We start from the raw sequence: 15740 nt of genomic DNA, 5'->3' as shown, positions 1-15740 counted from the left end.
GTTTTACCAATAGTTCATAACAAGAATGAAAACTGAAAAGGAAATAGACAATGCGTATTAACCAACTGGAGCCAGGCCATAGCATCCTGGAAATCACCGATAAAGGTGAAGAGCTGCGTTTCGAGGTGATGGACGTGCGTGCAGTAGGCCGCCGTTACGAAGTGACCATGCGCACACCCGCGGGTGTGGAGAGCGTTATGTACCCGGCCAACGCCTACGTACAGACGGCAGCATAAGTTATTTTTGTAAAAAGCTTGACGCGGAAGTGCAGTAAAGATATAGTTGCTCCTCTCTGTCGCGGGATGGAGCAGTCTGGTAGCTCGTCGGGCTCATAACCCGAAGGTCGTAGGTTCAAATCCTGCTCCCGCAACCAAACACAAACCCCTGATTCAATTGAAAAATTGAATCAGGGGTTTTGCGTTTTCTCTGCTCCGTTTTAGGCACAGACCGGCTTCTGTGCCCATTTCTGTGCCTAAGCCGTGCCCGCAGCACGTTTTTGGCAAAGCACTTTTGACCATTTGGACACAAGCTGCATGCTGCCGTCACCGGCTGGTAGTCAAGTTTGGTGTTAGTGGCGTCACATCAATGGCAAGAAAAGCACGGTAGATACCATCTTGCCCGTCAACTGGCCTTGGCCCAATCTGCCTGCTAGGGCTGACGGTTTTTCACCCCCCGAGCAAAAATCCACCCGCTGCGTATGGCCACCCTGGGGCGGCCATCTTGTATTTGCCTGTACACAAAGCGTTCACCTGCCGCTTGTATCTGATGCCATCACTGCCGCCGGTTACACCACGGTACGCAAATGACCGGGGGCGGTCATTGCTACGTTGAGGGGGCTAGGTACTGCCTCTGACAAGTAATTTGAAGCCAAGATCTTGTAGCGCTTGCGCGGGCTGTTCACCTGCCATCAGTGTCAGCAGCATGTTGGCCGCAGCAGCACCAATCGCATAGCGCGGGGTGGCTACTGTGGTCAGCGCCGGGTTGGTCCATGCTGACATGTCCAGGTTGTTGAAGCCGGCGATGGCCAGCTGTTGCGGTACGGCGATGTGGCGGCGCTGGCACTCGAACATCACCCCTAGCGCCAGGTCGTCGTTATTGCAGAAGATGGCGTCGCAGTCCGGTGCTTGGCGCAGCAGCTCGTCCAGTAGCCGCGCGCCCTGGCCCACCGACGACGGTTGCGCTTCGGCAATTTCGCGGTGTGGCTGGTACAGCCCGGCTTCGCGCAGCGCAGCACGATAGCCTTCGCCACGCTTGATGGTACGCGGGTCTAGCTGTGCAGCCAGGAAGCCAATACGGCGGTAGCCTTTGTCCAGTAGCAGGCGGGTTAGTGCGTAGCCGCTGTCGAATTGCGAAAACCCTACGCAGTAACGGCCGCTGTCATCCAGCTCCATCATGTGTACGGTAGGGATGTTGGCACTGCGCAACAGGGTGCTGGCGGCGTCGTTTTGATCGAAACCGGTGAGCAGGATGCCGTCGGGGTTGTATTCCAGATAAGTGCGCAGCAGCTTTTCTTCGTCTTGCGGCGCGTAGCGCGTGTCGCCGATAAGCATCTGGTAGCCGCAGGGGTAAAGCGTGTCGTGTATGGCGGCGAGTGTGTCAACGAACACGGCGTTGGACAGCGACGGCACCAGGACTACCACGCTGTGAGACCGTGCCGAAGCCAGCGAGCGGGCCGCGCGGTTGGGCACGTAGCCCAGCTGGCGCACGGCGTCGTCGATACGCTGGCGCAGGCTGTCGGTAACCAGGGCCGGCTTGTTGAGCGCGCGGGAGATGGTGATGGCGCTGACGCCGACATGGGCGGCAACATCGTTCAGGGTGACACGGCTTTGGCCGGCACGGGGTTTGCGGTCTGTCATGGCGCTCATTCTAGCGGGAGGTGGTGGATGTCGGGAGCGCAGAGTTTGCTGCGCTGCACGATCAAATCTGCTTTACAGGGGTTTATGTTAGCGCTAACTTTGCATCCGGCCAAACGCCAGCTCCCCGCTGACGTGCGGCAGGGCCACTGCGGTGGCATTTTTTTGACTCCCAAATGTTAACGCTAACATGACAAGGCAAACGATGCTGGTAGTGATGGGCGTATGCGGCAGCGGCAAGAGCGAGGTTGGCCGCAGGCTGGCCACCGCGCTGGGCGCACGCTTTATAGAGGGCGATGATTTTCACCCGCCTGCCAATGTGGCGCGGATGGAAGCAGGCATTCCGCTGACCGATGACGATCGCCATCAATGGCTGCAGGCGCTGCGCAGCCAGTTGCTGCAGGCGGCCGCCGCCGGAGAAGGGGTGGTGTTGTCCTGTTCGGCGCTGAAGCGCCGCTACCGCGACCTGCTGCGCGAGGGCTGCCCCGGCCTGGCCTTTGTGTACCTGAAGGGCGATCGCGCGCTGATCGAGGCGCGTATGCGTGCCCGCCAGGGCCATTTCATGCCGCTGGCACTGATCGATAGCCAGCTGGCCGACCTGGAACCACCGCAGCCGCAGGAGGGCGCTATCGAAGCCGATATCCGTCTGCCGGTGGCCGAGCTGGTGGCCGAGCTGGTGGCCGGCGTGGTCGCCCGCCTTACGACACAGACAAGGAGTTCCCATGCATAAGCTGCTGTCCCGCTGCGAGCGGGTAATCGAATGGCTGCTGGCGCTGGCGCTGGCGGTCATGGTGCTGTTGGTGTTCGGCAATGTGGTGCTGCGCTATGTGTTTGACTCGGGCATCGCTTCGGCCGAAGAGGTGTCGCGGCTGATGTTCGTGTGGCTGGTGTTTCTGGGCGCCATCCTGGCTACCCGCCAGCACGCACACCTGGGGGTGGAAATGGTGCAGGCCAGGCTGGCCCCGCGCTGGCGCCGCCTGTGTGCGCTGCTCAGCCATGGCCTGATGCTGTACGTGCTGGTGCTGTTTCTGCAAGGCAGCTGGCAGCAGACGCTGATCGGCCTGCAAACCTATTCCACGGTGCTGGGCTTTCCGATGGCGCTGTTTTCCGGCGCCGGCCTGCTGTGCGCTATCGCCATGCTGCTGCTCTTGGGCCTGAACCTGCTGCGCATCCTGCTGGGCCACCCGCAGGCGCACATTCCGGGCAACCCCGACGCCACCGGCGGCCAGGATCTGTAAAGGACACCCGATGACCATCGCAATCTTCTTGTCTGTACTGTTTGCCGGCATGGCCCTGGGCATGCCGGTGGCTTTTGCGCTGATCCTGACCGGGGTAGCGCTGATGTTTCACCTGGATTTTTTCGACGCGCAGCTGATTGCGCAGAACCTGTTGTCCGGGGCCGACAGCTTTCCGCTGATGGCGGTGCCGTTCTTTATATTGGCCGGCGAGCTGATGAACGCCGGCGGCATTTCGCGCCGCATCATCAACCTGGCGGTGGCCTTTGTCGGCCATATCCAGGGCGGGCTGGGCTTTGTGGCGATTGCCGCCTCGGTACTGCTGGCCAGCCTGTCCGGCTCCGCCATCGCCGACACCGCCGCGCTGGCCACCTTGCTGATTCCGATGATGCGCGACAACGGCTACCCGGTTGGCCGCGCCTCCGGCCTGATTGCCTCTGGCGGCATCATCGCGCCCATCATCCCGCCCAGCATGCCGTTCATCATTTTCGGCGTCACCACCAATACCTCGATTACCGCGCTGTTTTTGGCCGGCATCGTGCCCGGCCTGCTGATGGGCGTGGGGCTGGTTCTTACCTGGCTGTGGGTATCGCGCGGCATGCAGGTGAAGCCGCAGCCGCGCCAGAGCTGGGCACAGCGCCGCCACGCGCTGCTGGATGGTATCTGGGCGCTGATGCTGCCGGTGATCATTATTGGTGGCCTGAAATTCGGCGTGTTCACGCCGACCGAGGCCGCCGTAGTGGCGGCGGTGTATTCGCTGCTGGTGAGCCTGCTGGTGTACCGCGAGCTGAAGCTGCCGGCACTGCAGCCGGTATTCGTGCACGCTGCCCGTACCACCGCCACCGTGATGTTCCTGTGCGCGGCAGCCATGGTGTCGTCGTACATGATCACGCTGGCCGACTTGCCGGCGCAGATCGGCCAGATGCTGGGCCCGCTGATGGAACAACCGCGCATGCTGATGGCCGCCATGATGCTGCTGCTGTTGCTGGTGGGCATCGTGATGGACCTGACCCCCACCATCCTGGTACTGGGCCCGGTGATGATGCCGCTGGTGCTGCAAGCCGGCATCGACCCGACTTACTTCGGCGTGATGTTCATCCTGGTGGGCTCCATCGGCCTGATTACCCCGCCGGTATGCACGGTGCTGAACGTGGTGTGCGGCATTGCCCGCATTTCGCTGGAATCCGCCACCCGCGGCGTGCTGCCCTTCCTGGGCGTGTATCTGGCGCTGCTGGCCCTGTTGGTGGCGGTGCCCGAGCTGGTCACCGTGCCGGCCAAGTTTTTCCGTTAGCCTGCGGGCCAACGCTGCTGTCGTGACAACACAAATCAAGGAGAGACCCATGACAACCCTGCTGTTCAAACCCCTGCTGGCCGGCCTGTTGGCCGCCGGTTTCCTGGCCGCGCCGCTGGCGCAGGCGGCCGACATCAAGCCGCGCCTGATCCGCTTTGGCTACGGCCTGGCCGAAGACAGCAACCAGGGCCGCGCGGTGAAGGTATTTGCCGACGAAGTGGCCAAGCGCTCCGGCGGTAAGCTGAAAGTAAAAGGCTTTGCCTCGGCCACGCTGGGCAACGACGTGCAGATGCAGAACGCACTGATCGGCGGCGCGCAAGAGATGATGGTGGGCTCCACCGCCACGCTGGTGGGCGTGGAGAAGGACTTTGGCGTGTACGACTTGCCGTTCCTGTTTACCAACGAGCAGGAGGCGGACAAGGTGCTGGACGGTGCCTTCGGCCAGTCGCTGCTGACGCGCCTGCCGGCCAAGGGCATGGTGGGGTTGGTGTACTGGGAAAACGGCTTTCGCAACGTGACCAACACCAAGCGCCCGATTACCCGCTTCGAGGATTTCCAGGGTATCAAGCTGCGTGTGATGCAAAACCCGGTATACATCGACATGTTCAACAGCTTTGGCGCCAACGCGGTGCCGCTGGCCTTTGCCGAGCTGTTTACCGCGCTGGAAACGCGGGCGGTGGACGGCCAGGAAAACCCGGTGAACACCATCCAGTCCAGCAAGTTCTACGAGGTGCAGAAGTACCTGTCCATTACCAAGCACGTCTACAGCCCGTGGGTGGTGACGGTCAGCAAGAAATGGTGGGACGGCCTGTCGCGTGACGAGCAGAAGATCCTGCAGGACGCTGCCGTGGTATCGCGCGCCTTCGAGCGCAAGGATACCCGCGCCGAGGCCATGCGTAGCGTCAGCTTCCTGACGCAGCAGGGCATGCAGATCAACAAGGTGAGCGACGCCGAGCTCAAGCGCATGCGCGACAAGGCCAAGCCGGCGTTCGACCGCTTTGCGGCCAACGGTGGTGGCGAGGTACTGAAGGCGCTGCAGGGCGCGCTGGCGCAGGCGCGCTAGGTGGCTGAGTAAAATGCCAGGTTGGGGGCGGGATGCAAACGATCCGGCCCCGCTTTACCTTTTACGGACAAGCCGTACCACACGGAAAAGTCTGACTACCCGTTTACTTTACGGCGGCATTACCGCCATCGGCGTACAGGGCCGAGCCAGCCACAAAGCTGGCCATCGGGCTGGCCAGGAAGACGATGGCGGCCGCGATTTCTGCCGGCTGCGCCAAGCGCTTCATGGCGTGCAGGCCGGCAGCCCACGCCTGTTGCGCCTCGTCGCCAGCCATAGCGGTCAGCGTGCCGCCAGGCAGTACCGCGTTGGCGCGTATACCCTGTGCCGCGTAATCGGCGGTAATGCCTTTCACCAGCCCCATCAAGCCGGCCTTGGCCGCGCCGTAGGCCGCCATGCCCGGCAAGCCCACACTGCTGCCGACAAAGCTGCTGGTAAATACCATGGCGCCACCGCCGCGTAGCAGCATGGCCGGGATCTGCGCCCGTGCTGCCAGAAACGCTGCGCCGAGGTTGCTTTGCAGCGTGGCGTCCCATTCGTCGGCTTGCAGCTCGGCCAGCGGCCGTATGGCGCCGGTGCTGCCGGCGTTGTTGATGGCGATATCCAGGCCGCCGAAGTGTTGCAATGCGGCGTCCACGCAGCGCTGGTGGGTGTCGGCGCGGGTAACGTCACCCGCTACCACGCAGACGCGGCCGCCGGTGGCAATCAGTTCGGCTGCCAGTGTTTGCAGTGGGCCCGCTTGCCGGGCATTCAGTACTACGGCTGCGCCGTGTGCAACCAATAAGCGGGCGGTGGTGGCGCCGATGCCGGCCGAGGCGCCGGTGACGATGGCAACCTTGTCTTGTAGCAGTGTCATGGGGTGCTCCTGTGTGAGTGACAGGGGCACTGTAAGGGTGGCGCAGGCTTGTGGCAGCCCGATTCTTGCGCTGTTTCCTGGCGGCAGGCTGTGACGGATAGTGTCAGTGGCTGGGTGTGCGGGTGCGTGCCCGGCGGTGCTGATGAATGTGCCATGTTTTGCCGGCGAGCCTTCCTGTCATCGCTAGGTACACTTTTGCCAAGGGGCGTAGCCGTGGGCTGGTGAGCTATTGAGCTTTGGCGGCGCTGCCCTCATGCTGCAAGGCGCTTGCACTCGGGCTTGCCGGGTGCGGCCAACCTTAGTCAACCGGAGCCTTCCATCATGCCAATCCGACGTCGCTACTTTTTGCTGCTGGCCAGCCTGGCCTGGACGCTGACTGCGTGCAGCACCTTGCCCCCGCCCGGCATCCAGCCGGTAAGCGGTTTTGAGCTGCAGCGCTACAGCGGGCAGTGGTACGAGATTGCACGGCTGGACCACCGCTTCGAGCGCGATATGAGCGACGTGCGCGCCACTTACACGCCGCAGGCCGACGGCAGCGTGGCGGTGCTTAACCGTGGCTTTGATACTGCCAGTGGCCGCTGGCAGCAGGCGCTGGGGCGGGCGTATTTCAATACTGACCCGGCCACCGCCTCGCTGAAGGTGTCATTTTTCGGCCCGTTTTACGGCGGCTACCACGTGGTGGCGCTGGACCCGGCCTACCGCTGGGCGATGGTGGCCGGCAACGACCGCAGCTATTTGTGGCTGCTGGCCCGCGACCGCCAGCTGCCGGACGACGTGAAAACGCGCCTGCTAGTGCAGGCGCGGGGGCTGGGTTTTGATACCGACAAGCTGATCTGGGGCAGCCAGCAGCGTGGTGACGACGCCGCGGCGGCCAACTAGAGCCGCTTAACGTTAGAACGGCTTGTCGCCCAGAATGGTGGCGCGGTGCATGATGCGGTGCGCCGGGCGGTAGTCGTCCACCGCGTAATGCTGGGTGACGCGGTTGTCCCAGAATGCCACGTCGCCCGGCTGCCAGCGCCAGCGCACGCTGTATTCCGGCTTGGCAAAGTGGGCAAACAGGAACTGCAGTACCGCCTGGCTTTCGGCTGGTTCCAGCTCGTTGATGTGGGTGGTGAAACCGTCGCTGACAAACAGCGCTTTTTCGCCGGTTACCGGGTGGGTACGGATCACCGGGTGCACCACCGGCGGTGTCTTGCGGCGGGTTGCCTCGTAGTTGGCCAGCGCCTCCGGCGTATTGCCGAAACGCGACAGCGGGAACGATTTGGTGAAGTCGTGCGTGGCGGTGAGGCCGTCCAGCAGCTGCTGGAAGTAGGGCGACAGCCCGCGCCAGGCGGCGGTGCCGCTGGCCCACAGCGTATCGCCGCCGTACTCGGGCAGCTTGCGCGCCACAAGTACCGAGCCCAGCGGCGGGGTGTCGATGAAGGTCACGTCAGTGTGCCAGATGGCGTTGTCGCGCAGGTCGTTCAGCGCGGTGTCCAGCACCATGATCTGCGGTGTGTCGTCTATCTTCGGGTACAGCGGGTGAATGTGCAGGTCGCCAAACCAGGCGGCAAAATCGCGCTGCTGCTGCGGGCTCACGTCCTGGCCACGGAAGAACAGCACCTGGTGTGCCAGCAGGGCATCGCTGATGCGCTGGCGCAGTTCATCGTTTAGCGGGGTGGCAAGGTCAAAACCTTCCACAATGGCCCCCAGCGCCGGGCTGAGGCGGGTAAAGCGCAAGCTCATGACTACTCCTTAATGGGTCTGGCCGTGCCAGGGGGTGAGGCGGCGCTGCAGGCGGCGCAGGCCCAGCTCCAGCGCAAAGGCCACCAGGGCGATGACGATGATGCCCAGCACCACCACGTCGGTGACCAGAAACTGCGCGGCGGACTGGATCATGAAACCCAGGCCCTGCGTGGCGGCGATGAGCTCGGCGGCCACCAGCGTGCTCCAGCCGGCGCCCAGGCCGATGCGGATGCCGGTGAGGATGTCGGGCAGGGCGCCAGGCAGGATCACGTAGCGCAGCAGTTGGCCGCGGCTGGCACCCAGCGACAGCGCCGCCTGCTGGCGCACGGTGCTGACGCTGCCCACACCGTGGGCAGTGGCGATCAGCACCGGCGCCAGAATGGCCAGGAAAATCAGCAACACCTTCGACAGCTCGCCAATGCCGAACCAGATCACGATCAGCGGCAGGTAGGCCAGCGGCGGCAGCGGCCGGTAGAACTCGATCAGCGGGTCCAGCAGGTGGCGTACGCGCGGGAAGGTGCCAATGGCAATGCCCACCGGAATGCCAACAGCCACCGCGGCCAACAGCGCTAGCACGATGCGTTGCAGGCTGGCCCACAGGTGTTGTTGCAGCGTGGCGTCCATATAACCGCTGCCGACCAGGGTGCCGAATTTGGCCAACACATCGCCGGGGGGCGGCAGGAACAGCGCCGGCACCAGGCCGCTGGCGGTAATCGCCCACCACAGCAGGGTAATGCTGCCGATGCTGATCAGGCTCCATTGCGTGGGGGAGAGCGGGCGGCGGCTACGTTGGCTGGTGGGCAGGGTGTCAGGGATGCGTATCAGGGTGTGTTCGTTAGCAGACATCAGGCGGCCTCCGCTTGGCGTTGGGCAAACAGGCTGCGCAGCAGTTGCTCGCGCAGGGCGATGAAGGCCGGGTCGGACTTGATGGTGCGCACGTCCTCGCCGTCGCGGTAGCGCTGGCTAAAGCCGGGGCGCAGCCGCTGCACAATGCGGCCGGGGCCGGGCGACATCAGCACCAGCTCGGTGGCCAGAAACAGCGCTTCTTCGATGTCGTGGGTAATCAGGAAGATGCCGCGCCCGGCGTGTTGCCACACCGACAGCAGCAGTTGCTGCATCTGTTCGCGGGTAAAGGCATCCAGCGCGCCGAACGGTTCGTCCATCAGCAAGATCTTGCTCTGGCTGGCGATGGCGCGGGCAATGCCCACGCGCTGGCGCATGCCGCCAGACAGCTGCCAGGTGTACTTGCGGCCAACGTCGGCCAGGCCCACCAGCTGCAGCGTGTCGGCTACCACGCGCTCGCGCCGGGCCTTGTCCACGCCTTGCAGCTTCAGGCCGAAGGCCACGTTGTCGGCCACGTTCAGCCATGGCAGTAGCGCATCGTGCTGGAACACCACGGCGCGCTCTACCCCTGGCGCCACCACCGGCTGGCCGTCAAAGCTGACGCTGCCTTCGCTGGGGGCGATGAAGCCTGCCAGCACGCCCAGTAGTGTGGACTTGCCGCAGCCGGACGGCCCCAGCGCCACCACCAGGTCGCCTTCGCCCAGCTGCAGCGATACGTGCTGCAGCGCCGGGCTGGCCTGGCCGGGGTAGGTCACCCCCAGATTGTGTGCTTGTAGCAGGCTCATGCTGGCTCCCCGCTTACTTTTGCGCTGCGTTGACGAACTGGTTGGTAACAAATGGGCTGTAGTCCGGCTGCAGGCTGTCCACCTTGCCTTGCGACTTCAGGAAGGCAGCGGTATCGGTGACGGCTTTCACGAACGGCTTTTGCAGCAGTGCGCTTTGCTCTTTCAGCGACGGGTACTTGTTGCCCGGCAGCAGGGCTGCTACTTCTTCCGGCTTGCTGCCGGTGAGGCGGGCGATCTTTTCTACGTTGGCCGCATCATTGGCGAACGCTTTCGGGTCTTTGTTGTAACGGTCGAATACGGCGCCGGTAACCTTGGCAAACTGTTTCAGGAAGGCCGGGTTTTTCTCGGCAAAGTCTTTGCGCACGATCCACAGGTCATAGGTGGGGGCGCCCCATTTGCTGACTTCTGCCGAGCTGGTCAGCACCTTGCCGCTGGCTTTGACCTTGCCCAGCGCCGGGTCCCACACGTAGGCGGCGTCGATATCGCCACGCTGCCAGGCGGCAGCAATCTCGCTAGGGCGCAGGTTGAGGATGTTTACCTTGCTGGCGTCTACTTTCCAGTGTTTCAGCGCGGCCAGCAGGCTGTAATGGGTGGTGGATACGTACGGTACGGCTACTTTTTTGCCGACCAGGTCGGCCGGCTTGCTGATGTTGCTGCCGTTACGCACTACCAGCGCTTCGGATTCGCCGATGACGCCGGTGATCAGGAAGGTCTGGATAGGCAGGCCACGGCTGGCTGCAGCGGCCAGCGGGCTGCTGCCGATATTGCCGATCGGTACGTCGCCGGAGGCTACCGCCGCCACCACTTCGGCACCGCTTTCAAACTTGCGCCAGTTGATCTTGGCGCCGGTGGCTTTCTCGTACTCGCCATTGGCTTGCGGCACCTTGGACGGGTCGATGCCGGTCTGGTAGGCAATGGTGACGTCTTCGGCCAGGGCGATGCCGGAGGCGAAAGCCAGGGAAACAAACAGGGCGGTGAGGCTGGGGCGGGTCATGGTTCAATCCTTGTGTGTGTCGGTGTGTTGCCCCTATTAGAAGTAAAAGTGACACATGGTGGAAATAAGTAATGCCGCAATATATATCGCAGCATTTTTATAAAGCTATTCATTAAATTGAATAAGTCGCAGCTGCTTGTTTTGTCAGGGTTTGGTCGTGTATTTGCGGATTGCGACAGAGCTTATCTGAATTGCTTATATAGTTGCTGAATAAAAGCGCCTACATTAATGGCATTGCGCTCTTATTGAATCCTTGGAATGAAACGCTTTAAAAAGAGCAAGACAACGCCAGCGGGTTTCGCCCCTGCGTTACTACAGTATTGTCAGGGCTTGCTGGCAGACCTGCCAGGCAGCTACCGGCTAGGCTGGAACGATAAAGAGGTGTTTGCCGCTTTTGATGGCTGGTGGCTCAGCAGCGAGTTCTTCCCCGTGGTACAAGCCGATGCCGAGGGCTACCAGACGGTTTATATGGCAGCGCGTTTGCGTATCCACGGCCAGTTTGGGCAGACGCTGCCGGCAGACTGGCTGTTTGCCATGAATTACGCCGAAACCAAGGCGGTAGCACTGCTGAAGCTGATCCGCATCCTGCATTTGCTTAACCACCTGGGCCGCAACGGCCGTGCGCTGCCGCTGCGTATCGACCTCGACCCGCGCATTTGCCACGCTTTCAGCGACCGTATCGTGGATTTCACGACCCAGCTGTTACAGGGCCTGGGGCTAGCCAGTAGCCAGGTGCTGTTTTTGCTGTTTATCGACCCCGATACCACTGACGTTGGCCGCGCCCTGATGCAACGCTACCGCGAGCACGCTCATCAGGTAGGGCTGGGCGGCTTTGGCGAAAGCCCGCACGACCTGCACCGGCTATGGCTGCTGGAGCCGGATTTTGTCTGCCTGGCACCGCGCTTTATCCGCCGCGCCATCATGTACCCGCAGGTGCGCGAGCAGCTGCTACAGCTGATGCCACAGCTGGTGGAGCAGGGTTATGTGCTGGGGGTGGAAGAAATTGTCTGTGGCAATATGCTGGCCATCGCCCACCAGATGGGTGCCCGCTTTTATGCCGGGCAATGGGTGAGCCAGCAATTGGCGCTGGATGTGGCATCGTTACCAGAGGAAGCCTCTTTACCTGAGATCACCCTGTCACAGCCGGCTGTTTAATCAGCCTGCCAAATAATAAACCCCGGCATGCCGGGGTTTATTGCTGTGCGGCCACTTATTAGCAGCCGCAGCGCGGTTTAGCGGGTAATGATCTGGTCAAAAATGGCGCCGTCGTCAAAATGCACTTTTTGTGCCTTGGCCCAGCCGCCGAATACCTGGTCGATGGTAAACAGTTTTACCTTGGCAAATTTACCGGCGTATTTGGCAGCCACTTTCGGGTCGCGCGGGCGGTAGTAGTTGGCCGCCGCCAGCTCCTGGCCTTCCGGGCTGTACAGATACTGCAGGTAGGCTTCGGCCACTTTGCGGGTGCCACGCTTGTCTACCACCTTGTCCACGATGCTCACCGGCGGTTCGGCCAGAATGGAGATCGACGGTACCACAATGTCGAACTTGTCCGGGCCCAGCTCCTTGGTGGCCAGATAGGCTTCGTTTTCCCACGAGATCAGTACGTCGCCGATATTGCGTTGCGAGAAGCTCACCAGCGAGCCGCGGGCACCGGAGTCCAGTACCTTCACGTTCTGATAGATTTTTTTCACCAGCTCGCGGGCGCTGGCGTCATTGCCGCCGGGCTGTTTCAGCGCATAGCCCCAGGCTGCCAGGTAGTTCCAGCGTGCACCGCCACCGGTTTTCGGGTTTGGCGCGATCACTTCTACCCCCGGGCGTGCCAGATCGTTCCAGTCCTTGATGCTCTTGGGGTTGCCCTTGCGTACCAGCAGCACGATGGTGGAGCTATACGGTGTGCTGTTGTGGGGCAGGCGGCTTTGCCAGTTGGCCGGTACCAGGCCGCCGTTTTTATGCAGCTCGTCGATATCGTTGGATAACGCCAGCGTCACCACGTCGGCCTCCAGGCCATCGATCACCGAGCGCGCCTGTTTGCCGGAGCCACCATGCGACTGCTTCACGGTCACTGTTTCGCCGGTCTTGGCTTTCCAGTATTTGGCAAAGGCCACGTTAAAGTCCTGATACAGCTCGCGTGTCGGGTCGTAGGACACGTTCAGCAGGCTGACATCTGCCAGGGCCAGCGGTGACAGCAGCGAAACCAGCAGGGTGGAAACAAGCGTACGGCGTAGCGTCATGGTGTGCTCCTTATGGTGATGCTGGCAGTGTACGGGGCGGCTTGGCCGTGCCGAACCAAGAAAAGCTGATTTGCATATTGATAGGCTGGCAAAGCGATAGGCGTAAAAAGCCCGGCCATGTGCTGGCCGGGCCGGGTAGGGCAAGTGCTGATTAACGGCGCGCCAGACGGTGCAGTACCGCCACCAGCGTATCGACTTCTTCGCAGGTGTTGTAGAACGCCAGCGACGGGCGCACGGTGGCTTCCAGGCCGAAGCGGCGCAGGATGGGCTGGGCGCAGTGGTGGCCGGAGCGCACCGCGATGCCTTCCTGGTTCAGCGCGCGGCCAACCTCTTCGGTGCGGTAGCCCGGCAGCACGAAGGACAGCACGCTGGCCTTGTTCGCTGCTGTACCGATCAGCCGCAGCCCCGGCACGCCCTGCAGGCCGTGCGTGGCGTACACCAGCAGGTCGTGCTCGTAGCGCGCGATGTTGTCCAGGCCGATGCGCTCCACGTAGTCGATGGCGGCGCCCAGGCCCACAGCGTCGGCAATGTTGCCGGTGCCGGCTTCAAACTTGTTGGGCGCCGGCTGGTACAGCGTCTTTTCGAAAGTGACGTCAGCAATCATGTTACCGCCGCCTTGCCACGGCGGCATGCTGTCCAGCAGCACCGCCTTGCCGTACACCACGCCGATGCCGGTGGGGGCAAACACCTTGTGCCCGGAGAACACGAAGAAGTCTGCGTCCAGCGCCTGCACATTGACGCGCAGGTGCGATACCGACTGCGCGCCGTCCACCAGCACACGGGCTCCGGCGGCGTGCGCCAGCGCGATGACCTCGGCCACCGGGGTGACCGTGCCCAGCGCGTTGGACACCTGGGTGATGGCCACCAGCTTGGTACGGCTGTTCAGCAGCTTGCGGTACTCGTCCAGCAGGATCTGGCCGCTGTCATTCACCGGAATTACGCGGATGCGCGCGCCCACCCGTGCCGCCAGTTGCTGCCACGGCACGATATTGGCGTGGTGCTCCAGGTTGGACACGATGATCTCGTCGCCGGCCCCGATGTTCTGCTGGCCCCAGGTATTGGCTACCAGGTTGATGGCCTCGGTGGCGCCACGCACAAAGATGATCTCGTCCGGGCTGCCGGCGCCGATGAAGCGTGCCACTTTATTGCGGGCGGCTTCGTAGGCATCGGTAGCGCGTGCGGCCAACTCGTGGGCGGCACGGTGGATGTTGGAGTTCTCGTGCTGATAGAAGTACGAGATACGGTCGATCACCGATTGCGGCTTGTGCGTGGTGGCGGCGTTGTCCAGCCAGATCAGCGGCTTGCCGTTGACGCGCTCGGCCAGGATGGGAAAGTCGCGGCGTACCGCATTCACATCAAAGCCGTGCTGGCGGCTGGCCACCTGGCGGTCGAAGTCCGGTGCCTTGTCCAGCCGCGTCACCGGTTCCAGAAAGTAGTACTGGCTGGTGGGGGCGGCGGCCGGGCTGGCTGGCGTTGCCGGCTGGCGGCTGTCGGCCAGCAGCAGGCTGCGCAGGAAGTCCTCGCCGGGCAGGCCGAACGACTGTGCGGTAACACGGTCGTCCACGCCGGGCAGCGGCGCGGCCTGGGTGCTGCCGGCCAGCTCGCCGTAACGGCCTGCTTCGCTGACGAAGTAGTACGGCGACGAGGCGGGCGCGCCACCTGCCGACGGGGCCGACGGCTGCGCTGCGGCCAACTGCGGCACGGCAGCGGCGTAGCCTTGCGGCACCGCGTAGGCGGCGTCGTCGCGCAGGCCGCTACCGGCGGCCGGCGCCGGTGCGCTTGCCGGCAAGGGCTGGATGGCCGGTGCAGCGGCAGGCGATGGCGGGGTCAGGCTACCGCTATCTGGCGGCGTTTCACCCGGTAGCGCACTGAAGAAGGCGTTGGCCAGCCGCGCCAGGTCGGCCACATCCGGCAGGCCGTCCGGCTTACTTGTAAGTGTCTGGATAGTCATGGTACTTGCCAATCTCCACGTCTTCGAGCACGGCCAGCGCATCTTCGGTCAGCACGGCCAGCGAGCAATACAGCGAAATCAGGTAGGAGGCGATGGCGTTGCGGTTGATGCCCATGAAGCGTACCGACAGGCCCGGGCTCTGTTCGCCGGCCAGGCCCGGCTGGTACAGGCCTACCACGCCCTGGCGCTTGTCGCCTACGCGCAGTAGCAGGATCTTGGTTTTGCCGTTTTCGTCGATCGGCAGTTTGTCGGACGGGATGATGGGCACGCCGCGCCAGGTGATGAACTGGGAGCCGAACAGGCTAACGGTTGGTGGCGGTACGCCACGGCGGGTGCACTCGCGGCCGAAGGCGGCAATGGCCAGCGGGTGGGCCAGGAAGAAGCCCGGCTCTTTCCACACCTTGGTCAGCAGCTCGTCAAAGTCGTCCGGGGTCGGTGCGCCGGTCAGCGTGCTGATGCGCTGGCTGTCGTCCACATTGGCCAGCAGGCCGTATTCCGGGTTGTTGATCAGCTCGGCTTCCTGGCGCTCCTTGATGGTTTCGATGGTCAGGCGCAGCTGTTCCTTGATCTGGTCGTGCGGGCTGCTGTACAGGTCGGACACGCGGGTGTGTACGTCCAGCACGGTGGTCACCGCGTTCAGGAACAGTTCACGCGGCTGTTCTTCGTAGTCCACGAAGGTCTGTGGCAGCTCGGATTCGTCGCGCTGCGAGCACGCTACACGTACGCCGGCGGCGTTTTTCACGCGGTTCAGGCGGAAGATACCCGCCTCTACCGGGGTCCACTGCAGCAGGTGTACCAGCCAGCGCGGGCTGATGGTAGACAGCTGCGGTACGGTCTTGGTGGCATTCGCCAGCTGGCGGGCGGCGTTGTCGCCCAGTGCCTGTTTGACATCCTGATGTTCGGCCATGATGGTTCC

At 62.9% G+C, this 15740-nt stretch carries 16 protein-coding genes and 1 tRNA gene; 8 read left to right on the top strand and 9 right to left on the bottom strand.

Annotated features, from left to right (window positions below; genetic code table 11):
- Positions 1–50: 50 nt before the first annotated feature.
- Both LCH97_RS07780 and LCH97_RS07775 read left to right on the top strand, forming a co-directional pair.
- Positions 51–236, top strand: a complete 186-nt coding sequence (locus LCH97_RS07780) for a hypothetical protein (RefSeq protein ID WP_227304770.1) — start codon at positions 51–53, stop codon at positions 234–236.
- 60 nt (positions 237–296) lie between these two features.
- Positions 297–373, top strand: a tRNA-Met gene (locus LCH97_RS07775).
- 463 nt (positions 374–836) lie between these two features.
- On the opposite strand, the gene LCH97_RS07770 is transcribed toward LCH97_RS07775, so the two are convergent.
- Positions 837–1856, bottom strand: coding sequence for a LacI family DNA-binding transcriptional regulator (locus LCH97_RS07770; RefSeq protein ID WP_227304768.1), 1020 nt, complete (start codon positions 1854–1856; stop codon positions 837–839).
- 187 nt (positions 1857–2043) lie between these two features.
- Here LCH97_RS07770 and LCH97_RS07765 point away from each other — a divergent pair, with 187 nt between their 5' ends.
- The 4 genes from LCH97_RS07765 to LCH97_RS07750 are packed head-to-tail and all read left to right on the top strand — an operon-like array spanning position 2044 to position 5442.
- Entirely contained in the window at positions 2044–2583 is a 540-nt protein-coding gene (locus tag LCH97_RS07765; RefSeq protein ID WP_227304766.1) for a gluconokinase, read from the top strand.
- The gene (locus LCH97_RS07760) at positions 2576–3091 is read left to right on the top strand and encodes a TRAP transporter small permease (RefSeq protein ID WP_227304764.1); all 516 of its coding nucleotides are present in this window, start codon (positions 2576–2578) and stop codon (positions 3089–3091) included. Before LCH97_RS07765 ends, LCH97_RS07760 begins: the two co-directional genes overlap by 8 nt.
- Before the next feature lie 10 nt (positions 3092–3101).
- The gene (locus LCH97_RS07755; protein WP_227304762.1) at positions 3102–4379 is read left to right on the top strand and encodes a TRAP transporter large permease subunit; all 1278 of its coding nucleotides are present in this window, start codon (positions 3102–3104) and stop codon (positions 4377–4379) included.
- Positions 4380–4428: 49 nt separating this feature from the next.
- The gene (locus LCH97_RS07750) at positions 4429–5442 is read left to right on the top strand and encodes a TRAP transporter substrate-binding protein (RefSeq protein ID WP_227304760.1); all 1014 of its coding nucleotides are present in this window, start codon (positions 4429–4431) and stop codon (positions 5440–5442) included.
- Between the two features lie 103 nt (positions 5443–5545).
- On the opposite strand, the gene LCH97_RS07745 is transcribed toward LCH97_RS07750, so the two are convergent.
- Positions 5546–6295, bottom strand: coding sequence for an SDR family oxidoreductase (locus LCH97_RS07745; RefSeq protein ID WP_227304758.1), 750 nt, complete (start codon positions 6293–6295; stop codon positions 5546–5548).
- Positions 6296–6616: 321 nt separating this feature from the next.
- Between LCH97_RS07745 and LCH97_RS07740 the strand changes: the two genes are divergently transcribed.
- Entirely contained in the window at positions 6617–7174 is a 558-nt protein-coding gene (locus tag LCH97_RS07740; RefSeq protein WP_227304756.1) for a lipocalin family protein, read from the top strand.
- Between the two features lie 12 nt (positions 7175–7186).
- On the opposite strand, the gene tauD is transcribed toward LCH97_RS07740, so the two are convergent.
- From tauD to tauA, 4 genes are read right to left on the bottom strand one after another with little or no spacing between them, the layout of a single operon-like run.
- Positions 7187–8020 (bottom strand): taurine dioxygenase, encoded by an 834-nt coding sequence (tauD, locus tag LCH97_RS07735; protein ID WP_227304754.1) that lies wholly within the window; start codon positions 8018–8020, stop codon positions 7187–7189.
- A gap of 9 nt (positions 8021–8029) precedes the next feature.
- Entirely contained in the window at positions 8030–8866 is an 837-nt protein-coding gene (gene tauC, locus LCH97_RS07730; protein ID WP_227304752.1) for a taurine ABC transporter permease TauC, read from the bottom strand.
- Positions 8866–9648, bottom strand: a complete 783-nt coding sequence (tauB, locus tag LCH97_RS07725; RefSeq protein ID WP_370630723.1) for a taurine ABC transporter ATP-binding subunit — start codon at positions 9646–9648, stop codon at positions 8866–8868. Before tauB ends, tauC begins: the two co-directional genes overlap by 1 nt.
- 13 nt (positions 9649–9661) lie before the next feature.
- Positions 9662–10642 (bottom strand): taurine ABC transporter substrate-binding protein, encoded by a 981-nt coding sequence (gene tauA, locus LCH97_RS07720; protein ID WP_227304749.1) that lies wholly within the window; start codon positions 10640–10642, stop codon positions 9662–9664.
- A gap of 258 nt (positions 10643–10900) precedes the next feature.
- Here tauA and LCH97_RS07715 point away from each other — a divergent pair, with 258 nt between their 5' ends.
- The gene (locus tag LCH97_RS07715) at positions 10901–11797 is read left to right on the top strand and encodes an EAL domain-containing protein (RefSeq protein ID WP_227304747.1); all 897 of its coding nucleotides are present in this window, start codon (positions 10901–10903) and stop codon (positions 11795–11797) included.
- A gap of 77 nt (positions 11798–11874) precedes the next feature.
- Here LCH97_RS07715 and LCH97_RS07710 read toward each other — a convergent pair whose 3' ends face one another.
- The 3 genes from LCH97_RS07710 to LCH97_RS07700 form a co-directional block, all read right to left on the bottom strand.
- Positions 11875–12873, bottom strand: a complete 999-nt coding sequence (locus tag LCH97_RS07710) for a sulfate ABC transporter substrate-binding protein (RefSeq protein WP_227304745.1) — start codon at positions 12871–12873, stop codon at positions 11875–11877.
- A 151-nt stretch (positions 12874–13024) separates the two neighbouring features.
- Positions 13025–14824, bottom strand: a complete 1800-nt coding sequence (locus tag LCH97_RS07705) for a family 2A encapsulin nanocompartment cargo protein cysteine desulfurase (RefSeq protein WP_227304741.1) — start codon at positions 14822–14824, stop codon at positions 13025–13027.
- The gene (locus LCH97_RS07700; RefSeq protein WP_227304737.1) at positions 14799–15731 is read right to left on the bottom strand and encodes a family 2A encapsulin nanocompartment shell protein; all 933 of its coding nucleotides are present in this window, start codon (positions 15729–15731) and stop codon (positions 14799–14801) included. The genes LCH97_RS07705 and LCH97_RS07700 overlap by 26 nt, the downstream gene beginning before the upstream one ends.
- Between the last annotated feature and the right edge of the window lie 9 nt (positions 15732–15740).

It is taken from the genome of Vogesella sp. XCS3 (genome assembly GCF_020616155.1).
GTDB lineage: Bacteria > Pseudomonadota > Gammaproteobacteria > Burkholderiales > Chromobacteriaceae > Vogesella.
The sequence above is the reverse complement of the archived record's forward strand: the minus strand, read 5'-3'. Positions and strand labels throughout refer to the sequence as shown.

Coding starts and splice junctions, on each gene's coding strand:
- LCH97_RS07780 (WP_227304770.1), top strand. CDS start 51: ATGCGTATTAACCAACTGGAGCCAGGCCATAGCATCCTGGAAATCACC.
- LCH97_RS07770 (WP_227304768.1), bottom strand. CDS start 1,856: ATGACAGACCGCAAACCCCGTGCCGGCCAAAGCCGTGTCACCCTGAAC.
- LCH97_RS07765 (WP_227304766.1), top strand. CDS start 2,044: ATGACAAGGCAAACGATGCTGGTAGTGATGGGCGTATGCGGCAGCGGC.
- LCH97_RS07760 (WP_227304764.1), top strand. CDS start 2,576: ATGCATAAGCTGCTGTCCCGCTGCGAGCGGGTAATCGAATGGCTGCTG.
- LCH97_RS07755 (WP_227304762.1), top strand. CDS start 3,102: ATGACCATCGCAATCTTCTTGTCTGTACTGTTTGCCGGCATGGCCCTG.
- LCH97_RS07750 (WP_227304760.1), top strand. CDS start 4,429: ATGACAACCCTGCTGTTCAAACCCCTGCTGGCCGGCCTGTTGGCCGCC.
- LCH97_RS07745 (WP_227304758.1), bottom strand. CDS start 6,295: ATGACACTGCTACAAGACAAGGTTGCCATCGTCACCGGCGCCTCGGCC.
- LCH97_RS07740 (WP_227304756.1), top strand. CDS start 6,617: ATGCCAATCCGACGTCGCTACTTTTTGCTGCTGGCCAGCCTGGCCTGG.
- tauD (WP_227304754.1), bottom strand. CDS start 8,020: ATGAGCTTGCGCTTTACCCGCCTCAGCCCGGCGCTGGGGGCCATTGTG.
- tauC (WP_227304752.1), bottom strand. CDS start 8,866: ATGTCTGCTAACGAACACACCCTGATACGCATCCCTGACACCCTGCCC.
- tauB (WP_370630723.1), bottom strand. CDS start 9,648: ATGAGCCTGCTACAAGCACACAATCTGGGGGTGACCTACCCCGGCCAG.
- tauA (WP_227304749.1), bottom strand. CDS start 10,642: ATGACCCGCCCCAGCCTCACCGCCCTGTTTGTTTCCCTGGCTTTCGCC.
- LCH97_RS07715 (WP_227304747.1), top strand. CDS start 10,901: ATGAAACGCTTTAAAAAGAGCAAGACAACGCCAGCGGGTTTCGCCCCT.
- LCH97_RS07710 (WP_227304745.1), bottom strand. CDS start 12,873: ATGACGCTACGCCGTACGCTTGTTTCCACCCTGCTGGTTTCGCTGCTG.
- LCH97_RS07705 (WP_227304741.1), bottom strand. CDS start 14,824: ATGACTATCCAGACACTTACAAGTAAGCCGGACGGCCTGCCGGATGTG.
- LCH97_RS07700 (WP_227304737.1), bottom strand. CDS start 15,731: ATGGCCGAACATCAGGATGTCAAACAGGCACTGGGCGACAACGCCGCC.